At 40.9% G+C, this 20,836-nt stretch carries 16 protein-coding genes; 7 read left to right on the plus strand and 9 right to left on the minus strand.

Annotation, left to right across the window (positions count from 1 at the left end):
* The first annotated feature begins 465 nt into the window (after nt 1-465).
* Entirely contained in the window at nt 466-1,332 is an 867-nt protein-coding gene (locus tag A3K86_RS15580; protein WP_068333082.1) for a GGDEF domain-containing protein, read from the plus strand.
* A gap of 51 nt (nt 1,333-1,383) precedes the next feature.
* Here the strand turns inward: A3K86_RS15580 and A3K86_RS22690 are convergent, their stop codons facing one another.
* Nucleotides 1,384-1,551 (minus strand): hypothetical protein, encoded by a 168-nt coding sequence (locus A3K86_RS22690; RefSeq protein WP_157599468.1) that lies wholly within the window; start codon nt 1,549-1,551, stop codon nt 1,384-1,386.
* Nucleotides 1,552-2,005: 454 nt separating this feature from the next.
* Between A3K86_RS22690 and A3K86_RS15585 the strand changes: the two genes are divergently transcribed.
* The 3 genes from A3K86_RS15585 (at nt 2,006) to A3K86_RS15595 (ending at nt 7,070) form a co-directional block, all read left to right on the plus strand.
* Nucleotides 2,006-2,836, plus strand: coding sequence for a phosphate ABC transporter substrate-binding protein (locus A3K86_RS15585; RefSeq protein ID WP_068333086.1), 831 nt, complete (start codon nt 2,006-2,008; stop codon nt 2,834-2,836).
* Nucleotides 2,837-3,603: 767 nt separating this feature from the next.
* Nucleotides 3,604-4,005, plus strand: a complete 402-nt coding sequence (locus A3K86_RS22695; protein ID WP_146145602.1) for a hypothetical protein — start codon at nt 3,604-3,606, stop codon at nt 4,003-4,005.
* Nucleotides 4,006-4,304: 299 nt separating this feature from the next.
* Nucleotides 4,305-7,070, plus strand: a complete 2,766-nt coding sequence (locus A3K86_RS15595) for an immune inhibitor A domain-containing protein (protein WP_068333090.1) — start codon at nt 4,305-4,307, stop codon at nt 7,068-7,070.
* A gap of 217 nt (nt 7,071-7,287) precedes the next feature.
* On the opposite strand, the gene A3K86_RS15600 is transcribed toward A3K86_RS15595, so the two are convergent.
* Entirely contained in the window at nt 7,288-9,162 is a 1,875-nt protein-coding gene (locus A3K86_RS15600; RefSeq protein WP_068333093.1) for a leukocidin family pore-forming toxin, read from the minus strand.
* A 243-nt stretch (nt 9,163-9,405) separates the two neighbouring features.
* Entirely contained in the window at nt 9,406-10,275 is an 870-nt protein-coding gene (locus A3K86_RS15605) for a sulfurtransferase (protein WP_068333096.1), read from the minus strand.
* 128 nt (nt 10,276-10,403) lie between these two features.
* Here A3K86_RS15605 and A3K86_RS15610 point away from each other — a divergent pair, with 128 nt between their 5' ends.
* The gene (locus A3K86_RS15610; protein ID WP_232322012.1) at nt 10,404-11,393 is read left to right on the plus strand and encodes a lipid A deacylase LpxR family protein; all 990 of its coding nucleotides are present in this window, start codon (nt 10,404-10,406) and stop codon (nt 11,391-11,393) included.
* Here the strand turns inward: A3K86_RS15610 and A3K86_RS15615 are convergent.
* On the minus strand, nt 11,371-11,628 hold the full coding sequence (locus A3K86_RS15615; protein ID WP_068333104.1) for a hypothetical protein: 258 nt from the start codon (nt 11,626-11,628) through the stop codon (nt 11,371-11,373). The genes A3K86_RS15610 and A3K86_RS15615 overlap by 23 nt on opposite strands.
* Nucleotides 11,629-11,827: 199 nt before the next feature.
* On the opposite strand from A3K86_RS15615, the gene adhP reads away from it, so the two are divergent.
* Nucleotides 11,828-12,841, plus strand: a complete 1,014-nt coding sequence (gene adhP, locus A3K86_RS15620) for an alcohol dehydrogenase AdhP (protein ID WP_068333107.1) — start codon at nt 11,828-11,830, stop codon at nt 12,839-12,841.
* A 94-nt stretch (nt 12,842-12,935) separates the two neighbouring features.
* Here adhP and A3K86_RS15625 read toward each other — a convergent pair whose 3' ends face one another.
* Complete coding sequence (locus tag A3K86_RS15625) at nt 12,936-13,844, minus strand: LysR family transcriptional regulator (RefSeq protein ID WP_068333110.1); 909 nt, start codon at nt 13,842-13,844, stop codon at nt 12,936-12,938.
* A gap of 254 nt (nt 13,845-14,098) precedes the next feature.
* Here A3K86_RS15625 and A3K86_RS15630 point away from each other — a divergent pair, with 254 nt between their 5' ends.
* Entirely contained in the window at nt 14,099-14,623 is a 525-nt protein-coding gene (locus A3K86_RS15630; RefSeq protein WP_068333112.1) for an NADPH-dependent FMN reductase, read from the plus strand.
* A 150-nt stretch (nt 14,624-14,773) separates the two neighbouring features.
* On the opposite strand, the gene A3K86_RS15635 is transcribed toward A3K86_RS15630, so the two are convergent.
* The 4 genes from A3K86_RS15635 to melA all read right to left on the minus strand — a co-directional run bounded on the left by A3K86_RS15635 (nt 14,774) and on the right by melA (nt 20,562).
* A complete protein-coding gene (locus A3K86_RS15635; protein ID WP_068333115.1) occupies nt 14,774-15,271 on the minus strand; it encodes a hypothetical protein in 498 nt (165 codons plus the stop codon).
* A 12-nt stretch (nt 15,272-15,283) separates the two neighbouring features.
* Nucleotides 15,284-17,290: a hypothetical protein gene (locus tag A3K86_RS15640; RefSeq protein ID WP_068333118.1), complete on the minus strand. Its 2,007-nt coding sequence runs from the start codon at nt 17,288-17,290 to the stop codon at nt 15,284-15,286.
* 384 nt (nt 17,291-17,674) lie between these two features.
* Complete coding sequence (gene melB / locus A3K86_RS15645; protein WP_068333121.1) at nt 17,675-19,096, minus strand: melibiose:sodium transporter MelB; 1,422 nt, start codon at nt 19,094-19,096, stop codon at nt 17,675-17,677.
* 113 nt (nt 19,097-19,209) lie between these two features.
* Nucleotides 19,210-20,562, minus strand: coding sequence for an alpha-glucosidase/alpha-galactosidase (melA, locus tag A3K86_RS15650; RefSeq protein WP_068333124.1), 1,353 nt, complete (start codon nt 20,560-20,562; stop codon nt 19,210-19,212).
* Nucleotides 20,563-20,836: the final 274 nt, after the last annotated feature.

Genomic DNA, 20,836 nt, shown 5'->3' on the forward strand with positions numbered 1-20,836 from the left:
TATTGACCTCTACTGCCATTCCTTGTGCCCATAAAGCATGTGTGATGCACAAGCCTTATGTCACTTCAAGAATAGACACAAACCCCTAAATGTTACAATTATGTAAACTGAAATATCTTGTTACATACCTATATACCAAAGGTGACTCAGTCGAGGTACTGCGGAATCTTTGTTTGCAAATTTGAGATGACCATCACAAGTTATAAGTACGATGTTAAAACCCCAAACAATATACATTTGAACTCATAACAATTTTTTGCTTTTCAATCTGTCACTATGCATGAAAGAAATATGAATATTTGGCGGTAATTCATTCAAAAAGAGTCAGATTTAACTCATGCTGTCGTTTTTGATTCGGGTCAAAAAAGACTCTTCCCTGTGTTTGTTTACTTTATTAAATCGCAGACTTGTCCCACTTTATTAACTTTGCGAAGATAAAGTCAGTTTTATAAACAAGTCATTTCAATGAAAAAAGTCTCGCAGTTACCAACACGTCTAACCGTGGTGGTATGTATTGGTGTCCTCATCTCTGCTTTTGTCCCTTCCAGCGGCACATTAGAAGCACTGACATCAGTCATGACATTAGTCCTCATTATCATGCTATTGCGTGAAGATTTTGGCCGTGAGATGAAAGGCTGGCTCATGCTTGCGCTTGGCACTTACGGTGTAGGAGTGATTGCTGACCTACTAGACGAAATTCCAGAACTCAATGATCACTGGCTGGTCGATAGATCCGACGATATATTCATGCACATTGGGGTTTTCTTAATGTGTTTATGTTTTATTAAGATGCTCAAACAACGCCACGGACTGATTGCCGACTTAAATAAACAAATCGCTAAAGCACAGCGATTAGAGCAAGCTTTACACCGTCAGGCGCTTCACGATGATCTCACCCAATTAGAGAATCGCCGTGCCCTATTCCACCGCTTCGATACCATTGCTTTAGAGCGCGATCACGGCGTATTAGCTTATATAGATATCGATAACTTTAAGAAAGTGAATGACCGCTTTGGCCACCAGCGCGGTGATGAATTGCTTGTCGAACTCGCTCGTTCAATACGCGAAATTAGCCCTCAAGGCTGTGATATTTATAGAATTGGTGGCGATGAATTTGCGGTGCTCATGCCAGCTAATAGCAATATTGCAAGCCAGCAATGGGCTGATCAACTCTGCCAAACAACACGTTATCTACGCCAACGCTTTGAGATAGATTTAAGTATTGGCTTGGTGCCTTACCACGCTGGTAACTTATCAGATCCTGATAGTATTCTGGCGCATGCCGATCGAGAAATGTACAAGAAAAAAGCGAGTAAACAACTCGCTTCCTAAGTAACTGAACAACTGTCATTGTACAGCTTACGTAAGAGCTTTAAAGAGCGTTTAATGATGCAACAACATCTCTAATTCTTCTTGAGTCACAATATCTTTTACTTCCACCTGTTGGTGCTGTTGATACGCTTGTTTAGACTGCAAGTAGAGTGTACGTAGCTGATTATTATCTAATGATTCTATCTTTGATAGTAATTCGACAAATTCGACTTCCTTCATAGTCTGTCCCTACCTTGGTTCTCAATACCTAACTGAGTTACAACATCCTGTTGCCATGTTTTTTGAACAATACTTCATCAAACAAGTATTGCGCTTCACCTCCTTTCCAGTATCGCCATTAGGCATAAACCAAGCATCAATCGTGAAAAACAGGTATAGCTAACACCTTATTGATGCCTATGGTTTCATATATATACGGTTAAAATTTAATTGCAACTGTTAGCATAATTAAATGTAGCAGACGTCAACTTTCGAGTAAGACCTCAAATCAAATTTATTTATTTTGTACTTTTCATTTTGAAATGAAGCGAGATCACTTTTTTGTGCACTTTTCATACTCCGCTCGCAACATGGTTTTAACACTGACATTCACGAGATCCTGCGCACCTTTTCACATAAATGTCATACACCCGTAATAAGATGACGCGAAATATTTCTATATGGAGAAAGAATAATGTTCCCTAAGGCAACTTTATGGTTGGCACTCTGCGCTGGCTTTGCATTCAATGCGCAAGCAGATTCCATCACTGTTTCTGGTTCTACGTCTGCTAGTCATATTGTTGAGGTGTTAGCTGAAACTTATTCAGCCACCCACAAAGACACGACAATTGCCGTACAAGGCATTGGGTCGTCAGGAGGGATCACGGCAGTACAGCAAAATGCGGCCGAACTAGGCATGAGCTCACGCGTGCTGAGCAAAGATGAAAAAGAAAGTCAGCTGAAAAGCGTGACGTTTGCGCACGATGGCATTGCGCTGGTTGTTAACCAAGACAACCCAGTAACAAACCTTACTAAAGAGCAAGTCTCAAAGATTTATCACGGTGAAATCACTAACTGGAAAGAAGTGGGTGGTCCTGATCGTGTAATGGCGGTAGTCACACGAGAGAATGCCTCAGGTTCTCGATTCTCTTTTGAAGATTTCATGGGCTTAACCAAAGACATTAAAGGCATGCGTGTTTCAGATATTAACCCGCAGTCGTTAGTCGTTAACACCAATGGGATGGTGAAGAGTTTAGTTTCACGTAACCTTCATGCAATTGGCTACATTTCTTTAGGCTCTATCGATAACTCCATCAAACCTTTATCGTTTGAGGGTGTAGAACCAACGCTTACTAACCTTGAAGCGGGTAAATACCAAATCTCCCGCCCATTTTTGATGCTATACAAAGAGAAAACATTGCAGACAGAAAAGAGTGCGAAGTCTTTCTTAGATTACGTGATTTCTCCACAAGGTCAGAAAATTATTGATGAGCGAGGGTACTTGGCATCGCAAATCAATCAATAGTGGGTGCTGTGTATAGTCAGAGAAAATCACAACACTCTCCCCTGCCTATTTAACTTTAGATCACTCCTCTTAAAGAGGAGTGCTCTATTTACATCTAGTTTATAAATAAGCCACACCCAATGGGTAAACTTACAAAACAAAGTCTTTTTTAATCTCAATACGACTATAATTGCATAAATTTACATGCAGCAAATGTGACATTAGACACCCCAAGCAAAAGTAATAACAACTAGCTACAGAAAATTAAAAGAAATAATTACTCTGCTAATCCTTATTTATAGTTAACTAATTAAATCTCTCTCAACCAAAGAACATTGAAGTCATAATAAAAACTTATAGTTAAATAATCATTTCCACCGCTCTATAGAAAAGATAATCTTACCTTTTTATTTTGCTCTTATTTTAAAAGCAGATTCTTATTCTAGTAGCAAGTAGAATTTCGATTTATCATCCTCACCTTACACGTTAAATTTATAAATAGAAAAGTTATTAATTAATATCAACTTATAGAGACCATTTAAAAATTAAGCTTATTAACTAGCAGTATTTTGTACTTCAACTCCATTTTTTAAGCACACTCTTTGCAAGCTTATTTTTTACAAATCATCACCAAGCCTGCTGTTTTATATCCGTGGAAATATAGAAACCTGTTGAATATGTGACTCTTACGCAACAATGGGAAACATCTTGTAATATTTATGAAATACCATTTGATATCAGCTAGGTGAATAACTAGCCTCAGTAGTATTCAATTGTGAGGAATTAACGTGAAGCATTCTGTATTGAAAGTCGCACTCACTCTACTTGTTACCGCACCAACATTATTTTCGATAAGTCATGCATCCTCTTCTACAGCAGCAGATGCAATGCCGGTGTCTGCAGGTTCTACAGCAATTGACAGTAAGCTAATGAATGCCGAATCAACAAAACAACAGCCCATGAAATCACCTTCTTCTCTTGATGATGAACGGCTGTTGCAATCTCTAATTAAAAGAGGCGTTATTTGTTCGGGGCTATCCCCTGAAGAGCAAGCAACGGCACTCAATATTTACATGCAACAAAAGTTGGCTAAACAACAAAATAAAAACAAACCTAAAGTTCAAAACTCTCAACAACAACCCAAAGAGACCCCGTCATGTATATCTCCCCTTAAAAGTAATAAAGCCTAATCAGACCAATATAAAATACTGTGACAATACCAATTATCTTCTTTATTTGATTGGTATAACTTCTGCCGCCTTAAAACTAGGTGTTAATCATCTAGCGCCTTCTTAACAGTAAATATATTCGATGGATTGAATGATATATGGCAAAGCAATTTGCCATTTCATCACAATTAACCTTGCTTTGATGTCATTGCAAAGCAAGCGTTGATGAGTACTAAAAGTACTCAGCCCTTGTGCTCACAGAGTTGAGCACAACTGAAACACCTTGTGTTCACACAAGTTACTTAATTAAAGGAATAATAATGTTTACTATAAATAAAACGTTAATAGCGACCTCAATAGCCGCTATTCTCGGATCAACATCAGCATTGGCACATACTCCAATTGATCTCGCAATTGCCGATCAAGACCAACTTGCAAATATGCTTGTACGTAAAGGGCAATTAAGCGCTGACGCCTCACCTCAACAACGTGAAGCCGCAGTTCAAGCATATATTGAACGCAAGCTAAACCATGGGTTGCAAGGTGATGCCCAATTTGGCAAAAAAGCCTTAATTGAACGAGCAAAAGTCCTAAAATCTATTGAAGCCAACAAAGGGCCGCAAAAACAACGTTTGCTTGCTTTTGAAGTTGCGACCAAGCGAACCGACAAAGTACTGGCTCTGTTAGTAGATTTTCCCGATCTTCACTGGGACAACAATCGCCTCACCAGTGAGCATACCCAAATGCTCTACGATAACTACGATCACGACCACTATCAAAGCTTGTTGTTCTCAGACACTGGTTACACTGGTCCTAATGGTGAAAACTTCATTTCAATGCGCCAGTATTATGAAAGCGAATCAGGTAATACCTACAGTGTGTCTGGTGAAGCTAAAGGCTGGTACCGCACCAGTAAAAATGCCAGTTACTATGGTGGTAACTCACCAACAACCGATGGTGATAAAAATGCGCAAGAGTTAATACGAGAAGCACTAGCTCAGTTAGCACAAGATCCTAGCATTAACCTTGCTGATTACGATATCGAAGATCGATACGACTACGATGGCGATGGTAATTACCGCGAACCCGATGGCGTGATCGACCATTTGATGATCTTCCATGCATCTGTCGGTGAAGAGGCCGGTGGTGGTGTATTAGGCGATGACGCCATTTGGTCTCACCGCTTTAACCTTGGCAAACCTTATGTATTAGCTGGTACATCAAGTGGTATAGCAGATCGCTTTAATGGTCAGTACGCGGCTTATGATTACACCATTCAACCAATTGATGCTGCCGCAGGTGTATGTGCTCACGAATACGGCCATGACCTTGGCCTTCCAGATGAATACGACACAAAATACACAGGCAAAGGTGAGCCTGTTTCTTACTGGTCTATCATGTCATCAGGAAGCTGGGCTGGTAAAATTGGCGGTACTCAACCAACAGCGTTTAGTTCTTGGTCAAAAAGTTTCCTTCAAGAAGCTATCGGTGGTAATTGGGTTAACAACCAACAATTCTCTTTAGCAGATCTCACTAAAGAAGCGCAAACCGTTAAGCTATACCAAACAACTGATAACGGAAAACCAAACCAAGTTCGTATTGACCTGCCGAAGAAACACATTCCAGCTATCAAACCATTCGAAGGTGATACTCAGTTCTATTCTGATCGCGGTAATAACCTTCGCAACTCAATGGCTTCCAATGTACAAATTCCAGACGCGAGTAAAGTCACACTAAGCTTTAAAGTCTGGTATAGCATTGAAGAAGGCTACGATTTTGCCCGTATATTGGTTAATGGAAAACCTATCGCAGGTAATATCACCACCAATAATGATCCATATAAAACAGGACTAGTCCCTGCTCTAACAGGTGATTCAAACGGTTGGGTAAACGCAGAGTTTGATTTAACCGCGTATGCTGGCCAAGAAATCACGCTTGGTTTTGATTACCTCACTGATGGCGGTGTCGCTAAAGAAGGGGTTTACATTGATAACCTTACAATCCTAGCCGATGGTAGCCAAGTTGCTGTCGCAAAAGGGGAAAGTGACGATACCCTCGCCTTTAATATGAAGGGTTACGCGCTAAATCAAGGTTTCCACGAGGCAGATCATTACTACCTACTGCAATGGCGTAGCCACAATGATATTGATGCAGGCTTAGCAAACATCAAGCGCATGGGACAAATGATGAGCTTTGAACCTGGCTTAGTGGTTTGGTATGTCGATAAGTCATTGACCAACAACTGGGTAGGCAAACACCCAGGTGAAGGTTGGTTAGGTGTTGTCGATGCTGATCAACAAGCTCTTAAATGGGCGAATACAGGAACACCAGCACAAACCCGATATCAAGTACGTGACGCTGCATTTTCAAATCAGGACCAAGCACCGCTTCGTTTAGTATCTGCTAATGGCGATGTACTAGAAGACAGCAGCCTGATTGCTAACGCGCAATTCAAAGACGAGGATGATTACACCTCTCCTGAAATCCCAGATTCAGGTCGTAAGCTGACTCCATTTGGTTTAGAAATTGATGTCATTGAGCAAGCTGCCAATAACAGCTATGGCGTTGTTCGTTTATCCGTTAAAGAAGAGCCAAACGTGGCGCCAGTAGCAACCTTCAAAGCAGCGACCGAGGCTCTAACCTTAACCACGACCAACACAAGTAGTGATGAAGACGGTAATATTGTTTCTTATGCTTGGGACTTTGGTAACGGTGCTAGCAGCAATGAAGCTGCGCCAACCTACACCTATGACAAAGCAGGTAGTTACACTGTTACCTTAACAGTGACAGATGATCGTGGCGCAACTGCAACCCAATCACAAATCATTGAAGTGATTGAGCCGAACAAACTGCCTCAAGTTTCAGCTAAGTACATTCACTTAGGACGTTTAACCACACTATGGTCAACCAGTGAAGATGAAGATGGACGCATTGTTGATACCGAGTGGCACTTACCAAACGGTAAAGTAAAACGCGGCAAAGTCATCATGCACCTCTTCCCTAGCTATGGAAATCACGATGTTACTCTACGAGTAATGGATAACGATGGTGCTATCGTCACCAAAACCATCAAAGTAGATCTCTAATCTCATCGTAAAATGATACAGCCCACCTCAATCTGACAGCTTAATCTAGTAAGCACAAAGATAGAGCTGGGCTGTCTTTTTCGCTTCCGTGTAAAGTAATAACAAACCGCATGCACTGTTATTTAAATAAAAAAATCTACAACCAATAAAAACTCCACCACAGCAAAGCCATGGTGGAGATTGAGTTTAGTTATACTTAGTAAGCTCGCTTAATTGCTTACTTATCGCGGAACACATCAACGTAGCGTGATTGGTATTCAGCACCTAAATCTAACACTTTTAGGTTATCCATATCAGTCCCAACTGGAATGTTAGTCAGTTCACCATTAGACAATTTGTAACCTAAGACTTCTTTCGTGAATTTATTACGTAAGAAACGTTTGTTACTTACCCACTCCCATGTTTGAGAAAGGTTCGCACTACAAGTCTCAAGTTTGGTCACATCCATACCATCAAGACAAAGATTTGAATCCGTCGCACTTACGTAACGATTATCGGCATCAAAAATAAACGCTTGAGAATGTTTAGACGATTCACAACGACGAGTTTTAACCGTGTCATTAGCATTTAATTCAATACAACGATTATTAAAACTAGCAAGTTGCAAGTTAACAGGGCGAGCACCTGTAAATACCGGATGTTCCCAATTAATAGTAAAGCTTACATTCTTACCAACACGTTTAACTTGATTATCTTCGTCCTTAGAATAAAAATGACGTAAGCTAATAAACGGACGTATCCATGAGTAATATCTAAATCCAGTAATACCAACAGAAGAGTTAATATTTACTTTAGTCGCACCTGTTTCTTCTGGATTTGCAGAGTAGATTACCTCCATTTTAGGTGTAAAGTTAGCATAACCAATTGGGTTAATCTTATTCAAGTAAGCAGGAATCCCATTTGGTGCAGTGTAACCGTAAACAGGGTTATTCAAAATAGAATATGCTGTAGGATATTGCTCACGCTCCCATTTAAAAGATACGTTTTGCTCATTTCGATTAGCTTTCGTCACGCCATAGTCAAAAGTTTTAAATGTTAGGTGTTTTTCTTGCTTCCAAACTGCCGATGCGCCGAAATTACCTTTCGCTCCATCTTTATTAGCTTCTAGCGTGCCACTAATACCAAACTGGAAAGATGATGTTTCTTTATTATCATAATTGGCATTTAAGTTATTAGATGGAATCGTTCTTAAAACTCTTGCTTTGCGGTTTGAAGCGGTGAAATCAAAAGTGTAATCTCGAGCTATCGCTGTCGTTGTCCACTCGGCCTCATTACCACCATTAGGCCATGAAATGCCGTGGCTCGTTAAGTATAAACCGCGTAAGTTTTTATTCAGTGAGATCCCGCCCCCTGTAGTAGAGTCATCAATCGCAACCCTTACTAATTTGGCATCAGGTGTTGAGTCACCGATAGAACCAAACGCTAAAGAGCGCTGCATGTTAACCTTGTAGATCAAGGAGATATTAGCATCCTGACACATATCACGAGATTCTTTACCATCAAAGGTATTCCACTCGATTTTACAGTCTTGATCAGAGATTTGACGGCTAGCATTTACGTAGAAAGCCACATTAGGAACAGGAATCTGTTTAGGTACTAGCGGTTGATATGGGTCGTCAGACATTAACGCTAACGCCATTGGCTCATAGGTACGATTAAGAATAGTGACATTTTGATCGCCACTGCCCGTTAATTCCGTAAATAACAATGACTCTTTATATTTAGTAATTGCGACATAATCAGCGTCAAATGAGATACCAAAAATACGGCTGAATAGCTTTTTCGCTTTTATTTTATCGCTATAATCAAATATCTCAGTAAAATCGATTAAGTATCTTCCTCCTTCATCTTTGACAATCTGATCAACTCGGTCAAATCCTAATGAGAGATCATCATTATCATTGAGCCAATATTTGGCGTTAATATAACGCAAACCTTCTGGGTCATTGATACGACTAACGATATTAACAGCATCCCCTACTGGTTCATACATAGAGAATGCTTCTGCTTCGTGATATTGGCTAGCCTGAACTGAACAAGAAAATAATATTGCAGCAAGCGGCGTGAGTGCGAACTTATATTTATTCACCATTTTACCTTCCAATTATTGGTTAGATGGAATTTATTATTAATTCTTACTTGAATGTTGCCTGCATGATATTAATTGCACAAAAATGCCCCCACAATAATATAAGTTTTATTTTGTGCTAGATATCGAATTATTTATTCCATTGAGGTATAGATGGATGACAATATATTTATTACGATACAAGTGTATAATTAAATAAAAAGACGAGCACACTGCTCGTCATTTTATTTTTATAAAATATATTATCTAGCACTCGACTGGATAACGCGTCTCTGCGCCCCACTCTGTCCATGAACCGTCGTATACAGCTAAATTGGTTCTTCCTGTCTGCTCTGCTGCTAACGCGAGAATACAGGCAGTAATACCTGAGCCACATGTAAAGATGTACTGCTGCTCTTGCAGCTGAACATCAATGTCGGTTTTATCCAACGATAATGCTTCAAAGTACTGTGCTAATTTTTCACTCTTCGCTAAATGTCCATCTACAACTAATTTAGCAAAAGGTAGATTCTGAGCATTAGGCATATGACCACTGCGAACACCTTCTCGGGGTTCTGGTTGCTCGCCATTAAAGCGCGCCTTTGGCCTAGCATCAACGATGGTAACCGCGTAATTGTTAAGTTGACGATTAACAGTATCCGCATCCACCAGCCAATGTGGCTGAAAGTTAGCACGGTAATCAACGGTAGCGCTAATAGGCATCTCACCTTGACTAAGTTGTCCACCCGCTTGTACCCAAGCCGGCAAGCCGCCATCAAGCACTGCAACATGTTGGTGTCCCATTGCTCGAAACATCCACCACACTCTCGGTGCTGAGAAAATACCTTGGCTATCGTAAACCACAATTTTACTTTGATTGGTGATCCCAAGTTGCGTCACTTGCTCTGCAAACAATTCAGCCGATGGAAGCATATGCGGTAAAAGCGAAGCGTGATCTTTAATCTCAGTATCAAAATCAAAAAAGCGAGCCCTTGGAATCGCTTGCTGTTGCCATTCCTCTTTTGCGTTTCGCTCTGATCCCGGCATAAACCAGCTTGCATCAAGAACAACTAAATCAGGTTGGTCAATGTGCTGCTTAAGCCAAGCAGCTGTTACGAGTGATGAAGGTATTTCCACAGTTCGTCCTTACAAAATTGTCAATTTGTCAGATCCATCAGGGTATTAACGTCTTTCCTACTATAAATTTATAGAGTGTACTTACTCAAAGCATTTATTAGGCAGCGATGACAATAACAAAAATAGCATTGAAAAAAGCCATATTAGGTAGCGTCATTATTGCTTCCTGCCCTAATTATGCGCTTGCAGATACCAAGCAAACAGTTTCGTTCTCGATGGAGAACGATGGCATAGTGCAACAAGATAAAAACTACACCAATGGGATTTTTCTCGACTATGCCTCCGCAGCCAGCAAAGACATTAATCAAACGGCACCTTCCCCCTTTGCCACTGTCGCAAGTTGGTTACCTCTGCACGATGACAGTTGGCAAGGTTGGCGTATCAGCCTTGGTCAGCAAATGTGGACTCCGAGTGATATCACGTTAACCACACCACAACCCAATGAGCGCCCTTACGCTGGATTGTTATACCTAGATTTTGGTGTTCATCAATTTAATCATCAGGCCACTGATAAACTTACCTTAAAACTCGGCACCGTAGGACCAAATTCTTTTGCAGAAGATGCACAAAAGTTTGTCCACCGCATTACACCATCTGAACAACCTAAAGGTTGGGACTACCAAATCGATAATCAGGTGATTGTTAACCTCAACTATGAAGGACAGCGGTTGCTTCATCGAGCAAGTACACCATTAGGGCGTCAATGGGAATTCACAGGAGTAGGTCGACTTGATGTGGGTAACTTTCGCAGTGAGGCTGCCATTGGAGGCATGTTTCGGTGGGGAAAAAACTTAACCGACAACATGGGAGCAGCTAGCTTCAGCACTTCACAATTTAGTGATGTTGCTATGTTGTCTGCTAGCCAGTCGGGTTATTTCTTATTTGCTGGCGTTGAAGGTCGTTATCGTTTCAACGACATCACAATTGAAGGTGATAAACCACAGGAGGTTGATGATGTTACCCTTCAGCACTGGCAAGCTGGGGTCGTTGCTGGTGTGACTTTTTACCGTCAACGTTGGGGGATCAACCTCACAATGGCTGCTAACTCAAAAAATTATCAGGAAGATAATTTAGACGTTAACCTATTTGGCGCATTTAAAATTTTCTATCGCTATTAGCACTAATATCTTCATATTCGCCATCAATCACACGACTTTGCTGCTGGCGACCAAAACCTGCTGGACGTGAACCTTGCTCAAAATGTGCTTCAGCTTGAGCATAAGCCACTTTGCGTTTAATAAATGGCGTAGTAAGTAATGCTGCTACGCTTACAAATAAACCTACGATGGTGGCAAAAATCAAAGTAAACGCACCAACAATCAAAGCAACAATGCCAGTCAATAAATTCTTCATCTTTCTACCTCTTCTACCTTTTGATTTAGCCTAACTGAACCAAGATGAACCGTATCTGAACACAAGCACCATAATGCGAGCAATTTAACGTCGCTGAAAAAACATGCGAAATTTTTTCACCACCGTGACGCATATCAATTTAATTCCTTACTATTTAAATGAGAATAATTATCAATACAGTAAAAATAAAGGAAATGACATGAAAGCTGCTGTTGTTAATAAATTTAAAGGCCCGTTGGTAATCAAGGACATCCCATTACCACAAGTTAAGCCTCGCGATATCTTGGTTAAAATCCATGCTTGTGGCGTGTGTCATACCGATTTACATGCTTGTCATGGCGATTGGCCCGTTAAACCTAAGATGCCACTGGTACCTGGGCACGAAGGTGTGGGGGAAATTGTTGAAGTCGGCAGTGAAATCCAGCACCTAAAAGTAGGCGATCGCGTTGGTGTACCATGGTTATACAGTGCTTGTGGGCACTGTGATTACTGTTTGGAGGGGCAAGAAACACTGTGTTTGGATCAGCATAACGCCGGATATTCCGTCGATGGTGGTTACGCCGAGTTCTGTTTAGCAAACGGCGATTATGCAATAAAAATCCCTGACAATATCAGCTATGTTGATGCCGCTCCCCTCTTCTGTGCTGGAGTCACCACCTACAAAGCACTCAAAGTCACCGATGTAAAACCGGGGCAATGGGTTGCCATTGTTGGTGTTGGCGGTTTAGGTCATCTCGCGATTCAATATGCAGTGGCGATGGGCATGAACGTAATCGCGGTTGATACTGGAGCAGAAAAACTGTCGCTCGCCAAAGAGCTTGGAGCAACGCATTGTATTGACTTCATGAAGGAAAAACCTTCTCAAGCCATCCATAATCTGGTCAATGGTGTTCATGGCGTTGTTTGTACCGCAGTTTCAAAACCTGCGTTCGAAGAAGCTTACCGTGCAATTCGCCGTGGCGGTGCTTGCGTACTGGTTGGTCTACCACCAGAAGATATGCCAATCCCTATCTTTGATACTGTACTAAACGGCATTAAGGTAATTGGCTCAATTGTTGGCACCCGTAAAGATCTTCAAGAGTGCTTACAGTTCGCTGCCGAAGGAAAAGTAAAAGCCATTACCGAAGTTAAACAACTCGACGATATCAATGACATCTTCGATGACATGATTAAAGGCGAAATTAACGGTCGAATCGTGATGGAAATCGCCTAATCATTCCAAAGTCTATAATCTTAGACTTACACTTGCCTGCTGTAGACTTCTTACAGCAGGCTACTGAGGAATTAGAACGTAGAAAATACGTTATTTACTTGTACTCCCCCAATTCATCCAAAATAAAATCAATGAAGCTGCGTACCTTAGAAGACATGTGCTTACGGCTCGGGTACATCATATAAACGACAATCGATGGATTATTAAAGTCAGGGAAAAGCGGTACAAGCAATCCCTCATTGATTTCATTACGTAAATTAAAGCGTGGCAAACGGGTGATCCCCTTGCCTGCAATACATAAAGCGAGCTCCATTTCAGAGCTATTGGTCAATACCTTACTATCAACTTCCACACAAAGTTCACCGCCTTGCTTATCATGAAATAACCACTGATTTGGCGTTTTTAAATTGCTATAGCAAATACAATCATGATCAACTAACTCTGATGGGTGTTGCGGTGTGCCATGCTGTGATAAATACGCAGGCGATGCCAATGTTACGGCTTCAGAATGAAAAATGGGACGACAGATCAAACTGGAATCATCCATCACTGATGAGGCCCTAATTAGCAAATCAAACCCTTCTGCCACCATATCGACACGGCGATCATTAAGATCTAGCTCCAGCTTCACTTCTGGATACTTTTCCATGTACTTAGCCAAGATCGGACGTATTTTAGAGACACCAAGGTTAATAGGACAAGATATTCGCAATAAGCCTCTGGGCTCGACCAAGCCCCCCGTAATGGCCTGCTCAGCTTGCTCCGCATCTAAAATCAGCTGCTGACACTGCTGAAAATACACATCCCCTTCAGGCGTCAAACTTAAAGAGCGAGTCGTCCGATGCAGTAGCCTTACACCAAGCCTTTCTTCTAATTTATTGATTTCTTTGCTGATGTAAGATGTTGAGTGACCACTATTTTCCGCAGCTTTGGTAAAACTGCCGCTGTTTACCACCTCGACAAAAATCAGCATGCCATCAAGCAAATGAGGATTAAACGCCATAGCTACTCCTGTGTATTGTTGGTCTTGAAGCCGACACGACTATCCACTTTTCAATCACAATACCTTAGCCCAACCCACATTAATAGTCATATGGAAATAATCCATCCACATCTACCCTATTAATGAATTGATAGAACAAATCTATAGTAACTACATCAACAACGAAATCGGCGTTAAGCCAAATTCTTTGAATATACTAAGTAAAAGGCACCACCAGCTGCCTCTTGCCCTAACTGAAACAGGAAGGATTAACCATGAAAGTACTCGCTTTTGCCGCAAGCAGCAGTAAACAATCAATCAACAAACAACTTATCCAAGCATCAAGCCAATACCTAACTGATGCTGAAGTCGAAATCATTGATATCAACGACTACGAAATGCCGCTGTTTAGTGTTGATCGCGAAGCCGAACTTGGCCAACCAGAGCAAGCACAAGCTTTCTTCAAGAAAATTGGGGATGCAGACGCAGTGATCATCGCCTTTGCTGAACACAACGGCTCATACACCGCTGCTTATAAAAACTTATTCGATTGGACATCACGCATCGACCAAAAAGTCTTCCAAAACAAACCTATGGTGATGCTAGCAACGTCACCAGGCCCTGGTGGTGCACAAAACGTGTTAGCGGCAGCGGCTAATTCAGCGCCCTACTTTGCTGGAGACGTAAAAGCACATTTATCAATCCCAAGCTTTTACGATAACTGCGACCCACAAACAGGTGCAGTAACGAACCCAGAGCTACTTGATCAATTGAAATCAGCTCTGGCGCAATTGAAGTAATTCTAACTGACAAGCGGTTTAGATAGGAAATGATAAGCGGGTCATGATTGAGTGAATAAGATGAGACGATCAAATCACTTAATCATGGCTGTTTTTGGGGTGATAGCGATCCAACAAGTTAGTCATTAAACCTAGTTACTATACTTACGCTTATTCAACACGAACTGACTTTAGTTTTATAAACTTTTCATCAAGCATCTGTGTTTTATAACCATGAGTAATACTCAACCCCTTCGCTAGGGATATTGTCATCATCTTTGCTGATAACTGACCTTGCTTAGGCTCGAATACTAACTCAGGACTACTAAAAGATTGCTCATAAAGTTCACCAAATGCATTTTCAAGGTACAACTCCCCTCTAAAGTAGTAAGCCGTTTTAAAATAAATGGTTGAGTGTGAAAAAACTAAACGCCCTTGTTCGAACCTCAGAACCTCTCTAGCACCTTCTTTACTTCGACTGTTTATCAACTTGTCAGAGTTTTCGACATTAATGCGTTTTTTTGCAAATAAGCGATAAAACACCTCAGCCCTATCATGGCTGATAGCATGGTAGTTGACTTGTTTAACATTATTCATGGTGAAAACACCATCAAAAGCCGAGGCTAATGATGGCGTTATCAACAGAATAAGCGTGAAAAGCTTATTCATTGGCAAACTCTGTTAGTTATTATCTAAACAACTTACTTTTTTACCATCTTTCATGCCACACCAAACAACGTCGCTGAAGTTTGATGTTGCTGTTTCAGTCACTGAAATATCAAACTTAGCGCTAACCGTAGGAATAAATGTATGACTCCAGATTGTAAGCTCTGAACCATCCTCTTCTTTCGTCGTATCACTGCTATTTGATAGTGTTTGAATTAGATTGTAATTGGTGTATTTATATTCTCCATATTCATCTTTACGATGAATAATATAATTAGCATCATGACTACATGTTGGCACACCAAAGATTTTCGACAACTCTTCACTAAATTCTGCATGAGCGCCGTTCAGATCTGACTCGTCGCAGTAGTATTCGGAAACATCAATACGTACATCACTACGATCAACACCGGTATTAACGTTATAAAACTTATTCAAGTTAACAAAAACATCATCATCTTCAATGTAAGCAACTTTGCCAGACAAATGACCATCTACATTAACAATCAATTTATGTACAGCATTACGTTCATTTTCATCTTCGATGTATTTCTCTAATGCTACAAGTTTTGCCGTTTCGGTAGCTTGAACCAAACTCGCTTTTGCTTTAATCAACAACTCTTTAGCTTCAGCTCGATATGTCATGATTTCTGCAGATTCAATATTAGATTTTGGATCCCAGCCATTTACGGTATTAGAAACAGAAATATTTTGCTTTTCTTCAGTCCACGTTGTTGGGATATTCTCGTAATCACAATAGCCATTTTCGTCATCGTTACAAGTAATACGCTGCCCACCACGTTCAATTACCATATCAACATCTTGCAACTTATATTGCACAGGGAAGTAGAACTCATCGCTTCCTGCGTTATATGAAGCCGCTGTGTATAACGCATTTGCAACCGATAAAGCGCCTACACGAACCACTAGCGAATCTTGGTAAGTAATTTGGTCATCGGTATAAGGCAATACATAACCTTCACCAGGAAGAGCAACAGCTAAACGCTCGCTCGCATTCACCAAACGAGAGGCTAAGTCTGTAAGTAATTTTGATTCATTTTCAGTTGTACCTGTTGATGTCTCAATAAATTTTGCCACCGCTTTAGGGTTTACTGACAAATCAATAGCTTGTGCTAACATCTCGCTGTAGCTTGAGCCTTCAATACTCACACGATTAGCTACTTCAGGCTCATTTAGGATCTCTGCAATTTCTAAAATTGCACTCAGTGCTTTCTGATGAAGGCCGTTACTATTATCTGTCGCATCTAATAACTGACGAGCCGTATCAAGTTCAGATTCAATGTTTACTTTAGTAATATCACCAGCGAGAACTGTATTAACTCGTTCAATCACTTCAGCAACGTTTTCACTTTTATACGTTTTATTTAAATCATCTTTAGCTTCAGATGGTTTTTTAATAAATGAAGGATCTTCTTTGACTGATTCTTCAACTGTTTTCTTAACTTTATTACCATTGCTATCTTTAACAACAATAGCAACTTTATTTACAGCTTGAACAAAAGCGTCATCAGTTGATGCAGTTAATACTTCTTCAGGAATGGTATTCCCTACTACATCTGTAGTATCAATTTTGTTATCCGTTTTAATAACATCAATTGTATTTAGTAGCGCTGAAATATTCGCAGTATAGTTAGCGCTTGCCGTTGTCGCACCAAACGCACGACCGCTTACAGATGATTTAAGTGAATATGCAGTAACAACACTAGCTTTCTCGGTAATAGCATCTCGGTTGCTACCTAAAACAAATCCATCTAAGTCAAAAGTACAAATAGCACCTTCAGTGACTTTAAACTGGCCAATGTCATTCGTTTGGCCTTTATCACCAGTGTCACATTGGTATTGAACACCAAGAACAGCTTGTGAATCTAAAAATACCGCATCAATACGCGCTTTAGGTTTAGGATCAGGACCCGGCTTTGGATCTGGTGAATTAGAACCATCACCACCACATCCAGCTAATAATAAACCACTAATCGCCACTGCTAATAACTTTTTATTCATTATATTTAACCATAGAATTACAATTTGTATTTATTTCTATTGGATAATTATCCCAGTAATAATAAATCTCAAATGCAAAGATATACCTAGCCCCCCGATTAATAATCAGGGAATACATAAGTATTTAAGGTGTAGTAATTAACTCTGCTATTTACATTAAATGTATTAATGAGAAGGTCATCCAATTAGACGCCTAAATCATACAATATGAAACTTATCACAAATCATCCAGTAGCGTAATATTGTGACATGTATCAGCAAAAAATTGTCTCTATGCTACGTAACACTATGATTTTGAGCGTTTTTCGCTCAAATTTCTAAGACAAAAAACCAAAGCCCCATATAGAGGCTTTAATTTTTAGACTTAATAATTGAATTTCAATGTTAAACCGCAGCCACTGGCTTGGTATCTTTTGGGGTTTCTGACTCGTTATCAGCTGACAGTGCGTTGTACTTCTCTTTGAGGTGATCTTGCACTCGCTGGTGGAACGCTCCGTTTAGCTTGTAGTATCGGAAGTAGATAAACAGCGCGATAGCAAAGAAGATTGTAGGAAGCCCAATCATAATGCATTGCATACCAAATATGGTTTCCTGTGTTTGTTCAATATTAGGTACGTAATTAACCGCGGTTAAAGCAATACCAATAAAGAACGCCGCAAATGCTGAGCCTGCTTTTACCACCAAAGTTTGCACTGAGTACGCTACACTTTCACAGCGAACACCTAGCTCATATTCACCGTAATCAACGGTATCTGCCACCATAATAACGTTCAGTACCCAAAATAAAGCCGTTCCGATTTGAAGGAAGATACCCGCCGCAGAGATAAGCAGAACATTTTGTTGATCGTACATGCCAATGTAAATCAATACCGCGCTCCCTAAGATAGGGAAACCTGAAGCACCAGCCCATAGCATACGACGGGAGAACATCTTCGCCAGTTTAGGGAACAAGACCAAGGTAATTAAGTTCGCTACCCCAGCATACGCCATGTAGTAAGGGAACAACTCTTCGTTACCGACCACATAGGTAAAGTAGTAGACCGCAAATGCTGTAATGATGTTTGTTGCCAAGTTATAAGACAGAGCCATACACAACAAACTGGTTAACTGACTGTTCTTATAAATCAGTGACACCATTTCTTTTAGGGAAATACGCTTTTCTTCTTGGCTACTATCAAGTTTCTCGGTTGAATAACGCTCTTTAACATTACGCAGGGTAATAAAGGTTGAGAACGCGAAACAGACAATCAGCATCACGCTAAAGATCTGGAAACCATATCCTTTATCGTCACCACCGACATAATTAATGACGGGCATCGCAATCGCAGCCGTTACCATCCAAGCGAGGCTAGCGAAAAAGCGAGGGTATGGCACCAATTCTTCGCGCTCACGTTTATCAAGGGTAAGTGTCGGTACCAAAGACCAGAACGGAATATCCATTAAGGTGTACGTCATCCCCCACAGGATGTAAGTTACAGCCGCGTAAACAATCAGCCATGGACCTTCGAAGTAATGGGCGGTGAACAACATATAAAGCACCACCGAGTTCGCCACTGTACCAATTAAGATCCAAGGTTTAAATTTCCCCCAACGAGTGCGGGTGTTATTCACAATCCAACCCATAATAGGATCATTAACCGCATCCCAAATACGTGCCACTAAGAAAATAGTTCCGACGACTCCCGCTGAAATACCAGCCACATCGGTGTAGTAAAACATCAGGTACATATAAACGATGGTGATCGCAAAATCTTTACCAAACGCACCAAATCCATAGCTCAACTTGGTGTTCATAGAAACACTCATGATGACTCCTTTAGCCCCTAATTCATTAAAGGCTTATTCCGTTATTTTCACGTTATTGATAAGGGCGCAGTCACACGCCCATTGTTGTCGTTATATTATTTTTTGACGCGGGGTTACTGATAAATCCACTCAGGTAGCCAACCTTGATGCGCATCAATCAAGTCATCCACCAGCGCGTATATCTCTTCGATACCTAGTACTGCTGCGGTATGCGGATCTAACATCGCTGCGTGGTAAATACGCTCACGGTTTTCAGTGAGAATGGCTTCGGTCAGTAATGTTTGCACATTGATATTGGTTTGCATTAGCGCCGCAAGGTGGCTAGGTAAACGCCCTACTTTGGTTGGTTGAATACCATTAGCATCAACCAAGCACGCCACTTCAACACAGCACCCTTGCGGTAGGTTTTCGATTAAGCCTTCGTTTTTAACATTGCCGTAAATCACGCTTGGGGTATTGGTCCAAATCGCGTTAATAATGGTACTCGCGTACTCATGAGACTCTTTCACTTCAATAGTGTCAGCTTGTTTGAATGTCTCTAATTCAGCGTTCCAATTCGCAATCTGTTCGATACAACGTTTCGGATATTCGTCCAACGGCACTTTATAACGTTCGATCAAATCAGGACGGTTAGGCTTAATAAAGTAAGGTGTGTATTCGGCAAAATGCTCTGAAGACTCGGTTACGAAGTACCCTAACTTCTTGAACATTTCGTAGCGCACTAAGTTCACACAGCGCCCGTTATGGTGCAGTCCTGGTTTAGGTGCTTGCCCCGACTCAAAAGCGGCAAGCAAATCAGGGTAAATATCGACATACTCACCTTGCGCATTTTTCTTCTCTAGCGTGAGGTAGTACGCCATGTGGTTGATCCCCGCGCAGGTATAACGCATATCGCGGTAATCAATATCAAGATCACGAGCCAACTCTTCAGAGGTTCCTTGTACCGAATGACATAAACCCACTTGCTTGATCTGTGGGTATTTCTCATACATTGCCCACGTATTCATTGCCATTGGATTGACGTAATTGAGCATGGTCGCATCAGGACACACTTGCGTCATATCTTCACAGATTTGCCATAAATGCGGGATGGTACGCAGCGAACGCATAATGCCGCCAGGACCTAAGGTATCAGCGATGGTTTGTTCCAACCCGTGGCGTTTACACACGTCAAAGTCAATCACAGTACAAGGCTCAAATCCGCCAATCTGAAACGCCACAACAACAAAATCAGCATTTTCTAATGCCGCTTTCTGGTCTGTGTAACAATGGATTTCCCCTTTTGCACCCGCCGATTCCATCAGTTTGCTCACCACAATGTGAGACTCTTCGAGACGCACAGGGTCAATATCCATTAGCGCCACTTGCGCATGTTTTAACGCCGGCTTATGGAACACATCACCTAAGATGTTTTTTACAAAAATGGTAGAACCCGCACCGATAAAGGTAATTTTTGGAGCATTCATAGCTTTGTCCTTAACACTCAATGAATCTTGCGATGATTCAACATTACCTGTCGACAAAGCGCTTTTTCGTCTCGTTTAGCAAAACCCATCTCCTGTTTTCTCATATTTATCTTCAAGCAGGTAAAAATATGAGAAAACAGGAGAAAAAGAGGCATTTTGATGAGCTTTTAAAATAGACCAAGCAGCTAAACAACAAAGTGTTAGCCACATCTCGATTTGGAATTGGAATCTTTGATCTATCGCTCTAAAGCATAACTTACCATTGGTGAAATTC

The organism is Photobacterium jeanii (genome assembly GCF_001650345.1).
GTDB classification, from domain to species: domain Bacteria; phylum Pseudomonadota; class Gammaproteobacteria; order Enterobacterales; family Vibrionaceae; genus Photobacterium; species Photobacterium jeanii.